The 8355-nt window shown below is 72.4% G+C and carries 7 protein-coding genes; 1 reads left to right on the top strand and 6 read right to left on the bottom strand.

All coding sequences use genetic code 11. The features are described from left to right. Positions 1 to 87: 87 nt before the first annotated feature. Together AB0D94_RS34075 and AB0D94_RS34070 are read right to left on the bottom strand one after the other, a co-directional pair. Positions 88 to 603, bottom strand: coding sequence for a hypothetical protein (locus AB0D94_RS34075; RefSeq protein WP_362060396.1), 516 nt, complete (start codon positions 601 to 603; stop codon positions 88 to 90). Beyond that, the gene (locus AB0D94_RS34070; RefSeq protein ID WP_362060399.1) at positions 596 to 1072 is read right to left on the bottom strand and encodes an Rrf2 family transcriptional regulator; all 477 of its coding nucleotides are present in this window, start codon (positions 1070 to 1072) and stop codon (positions 596 to 598) included. The genes AB0D94_RS34075 and AB0D94_RS34070 overlap by 8 nt, the downstream gene beginning before the upstream one ends. A 151-nt stretch (positions 1073 to 1223) precedes the next feature. On the opposite strand from AB0D94_RS34070, the gene AB0D94_RS34065 reads away from it, so the two are divergent. Then, entirely contained in the window at positions 1224 to 1952 is a 729-nt protein-coding gene (locus AB0D94_RS34065) for an NAD(P)H-binding protein (protein ID WP_362060393.1), read from the top strand. 61 nt (positions 1953 to 2013) lie between these two features. Here AB0D94_RS34065 and AB0D94_RS34060 read toward each other — a convergent pair whose 3' ends face one another. From AB0D94_RS34060 to AB0D94_RS34045, 4 genes are all read right to left on the bottom strand, one after another. After that, positions 2014 to 2619, bottom strand: coding sequence for a TetR/AcrR family transcriptional regulator (locus AB0D94_RS34060; protein ID WP_362060390.1), 606 nt, complete (start codon positions 2617 to 2619; stop codon positions 2014 to 2016). A gap of 116 nt (positions 2620 to 2735) precedes the next feature. Beyond that, positions 2736 to 3575 (bottom strand): NmrA family NAD(P)-binding protein, encoded by an 840-nt coding sequence (locus AB0D94_RS34055; RefSeq protein ID WP_362060387.1) that lies wholly within the window; start codon positions 3573 to 3575, stop codon positions 2736 to 2738. A gap of 259 nt (positions 3576 to 3834) precedes the next feature. Further along, the gene (gene abc-f, locus AB0D94_RS34050) at positions 3835 to 5511 is read right to left on the bottom strand and encodes a ribosomal protection-like ABC-F family protein (RefSeq protein WP_362060384.1); all 1677 of its coding nucleotides are present in this window, start codon (positions 5509 to 5511) and stop codon (positions 3835 to 3837) included. A 170-nt stretch (positions 5512 to 5681) separates the two neighbouring features. Beyond that, positions 5682 to 8246: an FtsX-like permease family protein gene (locus AB0D94_RS34045; RefSeq protein WP_362060381.1), complete on the bottom strand. Its 2565-nt coding sequence runs from the start codon at positions 8244 to 8246 to the stop codon at positions 5682 to 5684. Positions 8247 to 8355 lie beyond the last annotated feature (109 nt).

The raw sequence follows: 8355 nt of genomic DNA, 5'->3' as shown, positions 1-8355 counted from the left end.
CCTCGGCGGCGGACGTCCGCCGCCGAGGCGGGCTGGGTGCGGGCCGCGCAGGCGGCGAGGGTCACCCGCACGGGTTCAGGACGGCCATCAGTCCCACGAGTTGAAGAGGACCGCGCCGATGGTCTCCGGCTGCCAGTACCTGATCTGTTTCCGCTCCAGCTGGGAGAGGGCCGAGGTGTCCGCCCCGGAAAGCGGTGACCGGAGCAGCGGCGCGTCCAGGGTGGTGAAGCCGAAGTCGGTGAGGGTGGCCGCCCATGCGGGGGGAGCGAGGAACTCGTCGGTGTACTCGTCTCGCCGTCCCTCCACGAAGGCGATCAGCGCGTAGTGGGCGTGGAACAGCGCGAGGTGTGTCCCGTCCCGGTCGTTGATCGTGGCGCTGTGGAAGTTCTGCGGATCCCTCTGTTCCGTGAAGTCCCCGACCTTCCCGCAGGCGGCCCGGGCTGCGGCGTGCCACGCGGCACGGCAGGTCTGGGGCCCGACAGCCGGCAGCGGCGGGTCGTCGGCGTGGCGAAATCCCGTCGAGCCCCGTTCCAGGCGGAAGGACTCCGGTGCCCGGATCCCGCGGTACGGGTGGCGCTCCCGCGGTCCGGACCCCTCAGGCATCGGGCGCCGTCAGCCACGCACCGATGTCGGCCAGTGCGCGGGGACCGGAGCCCGTGCCCACGTCCTTGACCAGATCGGCGATCGAGACGGCCCGCAGGGCCTCCCGCCAGGCCGTCTCCGCCCCGGCCATCGCGCGGGCTATGGCGCAGGGGGCGGTGCACGACTCGGCCGGGGCGGCCATCGGACCCCTCTGACGGATCTCCGTGCAGACGAAGGCCGGGCCGGGACCGTCGACCGCTTCGACCACGTCGAGCACGGAGATCGAGACGGGGTCCCGGGTGAGCACGTAGCCGCCCGCCTTGCCCTGGACCGAACGCACGAGCCCGGCGCGGGAGAGCGCTTGCAGCTGCTTGGCCAGATAGCTCGACGAGACGTCGTGCAGCTGCGCCAGCCGGGTCGCGGGAACGGGCCCCTCGACCGACGTCAGCACGACGCAGCAATGCAGGGCCCACTCGACGCCGCCGGACATCTTCACTCGGGCACTCTCCCACCAGACGGATTTGACTCGGACAACACACATCCGAGTATAGTCTCGGATAGAACATGTCCGAGTTCAGTGCACGTCCCCGAGGGGCTTCGTGTGCAAAATTTCGGATCCACCGACCCACGGAGGGCATGTCATGAAGTTCGCGGTCATGGGTGGTACCGGGCTGATCGGTTCGCAGGTCGTCGCGAAGCTGAACGCCGCCGGGCACGAGGCGGTACCGCACTCGCTGTCCACCGGAACGGACGTCATCAGCGGGCAGGGACTGGCGGAGGCGATGGTGGGGATCGACGTCATCGTCAACCTGACGAATTCCCCGACCTTCGACGAAGCCTCTCCGGCGTTCTTCCGGACCTCGATGGAAAACCTCCTCGCCGAGGGTCAGAAGGCGGGCGTCCGCCACTTGGTCGCGCTGTCCATCGTCGGCGTGGACCAGGTGCCCGAACTGCCCTATTACCAGGCCAAGACGCTCCAGGAGAACCTGCTCACAGCCGGACCGATCCCCTACTCCATCGTCCGCGCGACGCAGTTCATGGAGTTCGTCGACGCGATCCTGTCCTGGACCACCGACGGCGACACCGTCCGGCTGCCCGCCACGCCGATCCAGCCGATCGCCGCCAAGGACGTGGCCGACGCGGTGGCGGAAGTCGCCGCCGGCACCCCCCTGGAGGGCATTCGCAACATCGGCGGCCCCGACGTCTTCCCCCTGGACGAGCTGGGCAAGATCGCCCTCGCCCACCGGGCCGACGGCCGCAAGGTCGTCACCGACCCCACCGCCGGCATGTTCGCCGCAATCAAGGGGGACGTCCTCACCGACAAGAACGCCCACCTCGCCCCCACCCGCTTCACCGACTGGCTCTCCTGAACCCCGTGCGCCCTCCCCGGCCGCCCGCCGGCCTCACCGGCCGGCCCCCGGCAGCCGGCGCTCACCCCTCGTTGTGAATGCCGGGTGGTCCGGGGCTGCCGCCGAGGACGTGGTCGATGTGGGCCGCGAGCGAGGAGCGCAGGCCTTCGGGTGTCATCTTCCGGTCGTCGATCAGGTGTGCGACGAGGTCGGCGCGGATGGCGGCCAGCAGTGCGTGGGCGGTGAAGTCCGCGTCGTGGAGACCGGGCACCTCCTCCAGTGCCGTGCGGAGGCTGCCGTGCCACCAGCCGTAGTGCTCGGCCCGGTAGGGGCTGCTGAGCCCGGCGTCCTCCGCGGCCGACATCAGGTGCCGGTTCTCGATCTTGAAGCACAGCGAGGCGTCGAGGAGGTCCAGCACCCGCCGGCGCGGTGAGGACCCGGCTGCGTCCTGCGCTTCGCGCACGGCTCGCTGGAGGGGTTCCAGGCGGGAGGCGATCACGGCGCCGATCAGCCCGGCGCGGTCGCCGAAGCGGCGGAAGAGGGTGCCCTTGCCCACGCCCGCGGCCGCGGCGATGTCGTCCATCGACACGCTGTGCGGGCTGCTGCTGGCGGCGAAGAGTGCGTCGGCGGCGGCCAGGACGGCCTCTCGGTTGCGCAGGGCGTCCGCGCGCTCTGTCCGCTGGGTCACGGGTCCTCCTTGGCCTTCGGCCTGTCCAGGGCATGGCGTGCGACGGGTCGGAGCGTGTTGTCGAGCCAGTCGAAGATAAGGGCTTCCGCCAGGCGGAGGGCGCCCGGGTCACCGTTTCACCGGACCTCCCGTTCGACGAAGGCGCGGAGCGTTCCCGGGCGGCGGCCGGTGAGTCGCTCGACGGTGTCCGAGGTCCGGTCCTCGGCGCCGTCGGCGATGTCGCGGTCCATGCCGGCCAGCATGGTGGCGAACTCCAGCGGTATCTCGGCCGCCCAGCGGTCGCGCAGCTGCTCGAAGGTCAGGTGCCGGTGCACCACGGGCCGGCCGGTGACCTCCGCGATGACCGCGGCGACGTCGTCGTAGCTCAACGTCTGCGGCCCGGTGAGGATCAGGTCGGTATTGGGGGCCTGCTCGTCGGTCAGGGCGCGTACGGCGACGGCGGCGATGTCCTCGGCGTCGACGAACCCCACGCGTCCTTCTCCCGTGGCCGTGAGGATGGCGCCGTCCTCGCGGATGCTGCGCGCGTGCGGCGCGACACCGGCGAAGTTCTGCATGAACCAGGAGGGCCGCAGTACCGCCCACTGCTCGAACAGGCCGGGCACGGCCTGGTGAACCTGTCCCACCGCCGGACCGCCCGCGGGGATCGCCGAGGAACTGAGCAGCACCGCCCGGTGCACGCCTGCCGCGCGGGCCTGGCGGAGGAAGGGCAGCATGACGGCGGCCGGGTCGGAGGAGCCGATGGGCGGGACGAGGTAGACGCGGTCGACGCCGTCCAGGGCCTCGCCCCACGTCGCGGGCTCGTTCCAGTCGAAGCGGACAGCCTGCGCGCCGGCCACCGGCGTGGCGTTCCGGGCGGCGGCCTTGACGCGGTGGCCTTCGGCGACGAGCCCGGCGGCGACGCGGCGGCCGGTGGTGCCGGTGGCCCCGATGACGAGGGTGGCGGCGAGGTCCCTCATCGGTTCGCTCCTACGAAGTCGGCGCCGGGCCGCTGAACGGCGAGGGGGTTCCAGTAGTCGCGGTAGGAGGTGATTGTCATGATCACGGGTCCGTTCTGCTGGCATGAAAACGGACCGACAGTCCGTATGACTGGAGCATACGGACTGCCGGTCCGCTTCACAAGGCTCGGACCCGTGGATGCCTGCCTAGTGCCGTGACCGGAAAGGTTCACCGGGTCGCGCCGCCCGGCACGGCACCTCGCCCTTTCCGGCCACAGCACTAGACGCGCTCCACCGAGCCCGCCACCGGGGAACCCGCGCGGAGTTCCAGGCCGGGCCCGGTGAAGGCGGAGCGGAAGCGGCGGTCGTGGGAGACCGCGACCACAGCGCCCCGGAAGGCGGCCAGGGCCTCCTCCAGTTCCTCCACCAGCGCCGGGGACACGTGGTTGGTCGGCTCGTCCAGTACGAGGAGTCCGGCGGGGCGCGTCACGAGCCGGGCCAGCTCCAGCCGGCGGCGCTGGCCGACCGACAGCGCGGCCACGGGCACGCGCAGGTCCTCCGCGCGGAACAGGCCGAGGCCGAGGAGCTGCTCGGCGTACTCCTCCGGATCGCCGGGGCGGCCGGCCGCGAAGCCGTGCAGCAGTGGGTGCCGGCCCGGATCGAAGGCGACCTCCTGCGGGAGGTAGCCGACCGATGTCCCGCACCGCACCGTCCCCTGGTCCGGTGTGAGGTCGCCCGCGAGCACCCGCAGCAGCGTGGACTTGCCGGCCCCGTTGGGACCCGAGACCAGCAGGCGCGCTCCCGGCCCGATCGCCAGCTCCGGAACGGCCAGACGCCCGTCGACGCGGACCGCGGCCAGTTCCGCCACGTACGGGTTGTCCTCCGGCAGGGCGCCGCCGTCCTCGTCGATCCGCGCGGTGAACCGGAGCGGCTCCGGCGGCGCCGCGACCGGCTCGCGCAACAGCTGGTCCAGATGCCGTCGTGCCGACCTGACCTGCCCGGACAGCTTGGCCTCGTGCGAGCGCCGGTGCTTGCCGAAACCCTCCCTCGGGTCCTTGCCGGTGGCGGCCAGCCGGGTCCCGGCGGCCTCTACGAGGCGCTGCGTACGGGCGAGTTCGCCGAGGTACTCCTGGTGGCGCTGCTCGCGCCCCCGGCGGGCCGCGGCGCGGGCGGCACGGTAGCCCGCCCAGCCGTCCCCGTACCGCGTGACGGTCCGCAGGTCGCGGTCGACCTCCAGCACGGTCGTCGCCACGGCCTCCACGAACGCGCGGTCGTGGGTGATGACGACCAGCGTGCCCCGGTGCGCGCGGAGCCTCTCCGCCAGCCAGACCACGGCCGGTTCGTCGAGGTGGTTGGTCGGCTCGTCCAACAGCAGCAGTTCCGGGGCCGCGCCGAGTACGCAGGCGAGGGCCAGCCGGGACTGCTCACCGCCGGACAGCGAGCCGAGGGCCCGTTCGCGGCCGATGTGCCCGATGCCGAGCCCGTGCAGGGCCGCGTCGGTGCGGGCGTCGGCCGTGTAGCCGTCGCGGGCCTCGTACGCGGTGAGCAGGTCACCGTACGCGGCGAGTTCGGCGGGCCCGGCGCCGGCGAGCGCCGCCTCTGCGGCCCGGATGCGGGCCTCCAGCGTCCGCAGCTCGTGCAGGGCGGAGTCGACGGCGTCTTGCACGGTGCGGTCCGGCCCGAGACCGAGGGTCTGCGCCAGGTGACCGGTGCCGCCGGGGAAACTGCGGGTGATCTGGCCGTGGTCGGGTGCCTCGGCCCCGGCGATCAGCCGCATCAGGGTCGACTTTCCGGAACCGTTCTCGCCGATGACGGCGGCCTTCTCGCCGGGGCGCAGGGTGAAGGAGACCTGGTCGAGCACGACGCGGTCGCCGTAGGCCTTGGAGACCTCGCTGAGGGCGAGCTGCGAGACGGGTGCAGCGGGGGATGTAGGGGCAGTGGGGCTGGTGGAGCGCATGGGAATCCTCTGTGGGCGTGGACCTGCTTCCTGGCGAGGGGCAGCACGAACCGGCCGCGCGACGGCGGTGTCCGGATCGCGCAGCAGGTCAGAGGAAGAAGTAGTGCACGCACATGCGAACAGCCTACTGCGGCCCGAACCGTCTCGTCTTGTCGATTTACGAGGGCCCCTCAGGGGGTGTCGGTGATGGCTTGCAGGGGGTTGAGAGCAGCGGCTCGGCGGGCGGGCACCGCGGCCGCGATCGCGCCGATGGCGAGGGAGGCCAGGCAGACGAGGAGGAGCGTGCCCCAGGGCAGGGACAGTGAGTACTGTTCGACGGCTCCGTTGGCGAGCGAGCCGATGGCCCACGCGCCGAACAGGCCGCAGGCGAGTCCCAGGGTGGTGCCGAAGGCGGCGACGGTCAGGGACTCCAGTCGGATCATGCGCCGGATCCCCTTGCGGTGCATGCCGATGGCGCGCAGGACGCCGATCTCGCGGGTGCGCTCGGCCACGGACATGGCGAGGGTGTTCGCGATGCCGAGGGAGGCGATGACGACCCCGATGGCCAGCAGCCCGTACATCAGGGTCAGCAGGTTGCTGACGGTCGCTCCGGCCTCGGCGACCAGCTGGTCCCGGTCCTGGATCTTCAGGAGCGGGTTGTTGCCCACGGCGGTGCGCAGCCGCTGACCGAGGTCCTTCGCGGCGCCCTGCTGGGTGCGGACGAAGACCCGTTGTGCGGATCCGGGCAGGAAGCTGTTGCCCTGCACTTCGGTCCGTGCGCCGAGGACGTCCTGGGCGATGGGGTTGTCCTGGTAGACGCCCACGACGGTGTAGTGGCGGCTCTCCTGGCTGGCGCCCATCCGGGCGTCGAGCCGGCTGCCCGTGCTCAGGCCGTGTTCACGGGCGATGGTGGCGGAGACGGCGATCCGCCCGGGTACGAGGTCCTTGGCGGATCCGCTGACGAAGTCGAGGTTCATGGCGGTGTCGAGGGCGTTCGGTTCGACACCGGTGATCCGCTGGACGCGGCCGCCGATGAACAGGGTGCTGTCGGCGGTGGCGGTGGCTGCTTCCACGCCGGCGGTGCCGGTCACACGGTCGATGGCGGCCGGGTCGATGGCGTCGGTGTCGGTCCGGGTGCTGATGAGGTAGTGGGCGCTGAGGCCGGCCGCGGCCTGCCGGTCGAGGGCCTGGGCGGTGGAGTTGCCGATCACGGCGAGGCCGGCGACCAGCGCAGTGCTGACCATGAGGGCGGCGGCGGTGGCTGCGGTACGCCGGGGGTCGCGCAGCGCGTTGTCCTGGGCGAGCCGGCCGACGATCCCGAAACGGGTGGTGAGGGTTCCGAGGGCACGGATCAGCGGGCCGGCCAGCAGCGGCGCCAGGACGATCAGGCCCGCGATGAGCACGCCGCAGCCGAGCATCGCGCTCTGCAGGTTCTCCTCCGAGGCGTCCTTGGCGCCCGTGAGCGAGATCAGCAGACCCGCGCCGGCGGCCATCAGGACCGCTCCGGCCAGGCCGCGGACACGGGTGCTCGTGCTGGAGGGGGGCTGCTGTGCACTGCGCATCGCCTCGATCGGCGCGATCCTCGCTGCGCGGCGGGAGGGCAGCCATGCGGCGAGTACGGTGACGCCCACGCCGACGGCGAGGGCGGCCACGACCGGCCGGGCGCCGATGACCAGCGGGGAGTCGGGCAGGGTGCCGCCGGAACCGCTCAGGAGGTGGGGCAGGGCGCTCGCGACGCCGAGGCCGGCGAGGAAGCCGATCACGGACGCGGCCAGCCCGAGCAGCGCCGCTTCGGTGAGCAGGGAGCGGACCACTTGGCGGCGGGTGGCCCCGATCGCCCGCAGCAGCGCGATCTCCCGGGTGCGCCGGGTCACCAGCATCGTGAAGGTGTTGATGATGAGGAAGGAGCCGATGAACAGCGAGACCCCGGCGAAGACGGTCGGGATCTTCTGGTAGCCGCGGGTGAGGGTGTTCACGTAGACGGCCTGCTGGTCGGCCTGTCCGGAGGCGGTGGTGGCCTCGGCGCGGTCGGCCGGGAGTACGGCGGTGACGCGGTCGGCGAGGTCGAACTGGCTGGTGCCGGGGGCCGCGGTCAGGTCGATGCCGGTGTACTGGCCGGGGGCGGCGAAGAGTTGCTGGGCGGTCGCCTTGTCGAACAGGGCGAGGGTGCCGCCCGCGGTCACGCGGGTGTCGTGGGTGGTGACGATGCCGACGAGCCGCTTGGTCATGACCGGGCCGTTGGTGGCGAGCGAGATCGGGTCGCCGAGGTTGAACCCGCCGGCTTCGGCGGTGGCGGCGTCCACGGCGACTTCGTCGCTGTTGCGTGGGGCGTGGCCCTCGGCCAGGGGGTGGCGGCTGTCCTTGCCGTCGGGCCCGGGCACGTAGGCCCCGGCCAGGTTGGCCCAGGCCGTACCGGAACGCAGCGGGCTGCCGTCCGCGGCGGCGAGGGTGGCGGAGCCGTCGGCAGTCGGGCGGACTGCGGTGACACCGGGTACTTCGGCCAGTTTGCGTACGAGCGTGTCGGTGAGGACGCCGTCGCGGGGACCCGCGGCGGGGCCCGACGGGGATTCCTTCGCGGTCACGGTGACCGCGATGCCCGCGAAGCTCTTCGACGCGGCGGCGCGGTAGCCCGCGGCGGCGGAGTCGGCGAAGACGAGGGTGCCGCAGACGAACGCGACACCTAGGCAGACCGTCAGGACGGTCATGGCAAGACGGGCCTTGTGCGCGAGGAGGTTGCGCAGGGCTGTTCGCAGCATGGGGAGCTTTCGGAACGAGGGGGCGAGGGAGAGGGGTGGCAGCGGCCCGGGCGGCGTGGCCGGGCCGGGCCGGGCCGGGGCCGGGCAGGCCCGGGCCTGAGCCGGGTCA

This window comes from Streptomyces sp. NPDC048255, from assembly GCF_040652415.1.
In the GTDB taxonomy this organism is placed as follows: domain Bacteria; phylum Actinomycetota; class Actinomycetes; order Streptomycetales; family Streptomycetaceae; genus Streptomyces.
Note: the sequence above shows the minus strand (reverse complement) of the source record. Positions and strands in the feature narration are given on the sequence as shown.

Excerpts from the sequence above, each read along its gene's own strand:
- AB0D94_RS34075 (WP_362060396.1), bottom strand. The coding sequence starts at position 603 with ATGCCTGAGGGGTCCGGACCGCGGGAGCGCCACCCGTACCGCGGGATC.
- AB0D94_RS34070 (WP_362060399.1), bottom strand. The coding sequence starts at position 1,072 with ATGTCCGGCGGCGTCGAGTGGGCCCTGCATTGCTGCGTCGTGCTGACG.
- AB0D94_RS34065 (WP_362060393.1), top strand. The coding sequence starts at position 1,224 with ATGAAGTTCGCGGTCATGGGTGGTACCGGGCTGATCGGTTCGCAGGTC.
- AB0D94_RS34055 (WP_362060387.1), bottom strand. The coding sequence starts at position 3,575 with ATGAGGGACCTCGCCGCCACCCTCGTCATCGGGGCCACCGGCACCACC.
- abc-f (WP_362060384.1), bottom strand. The coding sequence starts at position 5,511 with ATGCGCTCCACCAGCCCCACTGCCCCTACATCCCCCGCTGCACCCGTC.
- AB0D94_RS34045 (WP_362060381.1), bottom strand. The coding sequence starts at position 8,246 with ATGCTGCGAACAGCCCTGCGCAACCTCCTCGCGCACAAGGCCCGTCTT.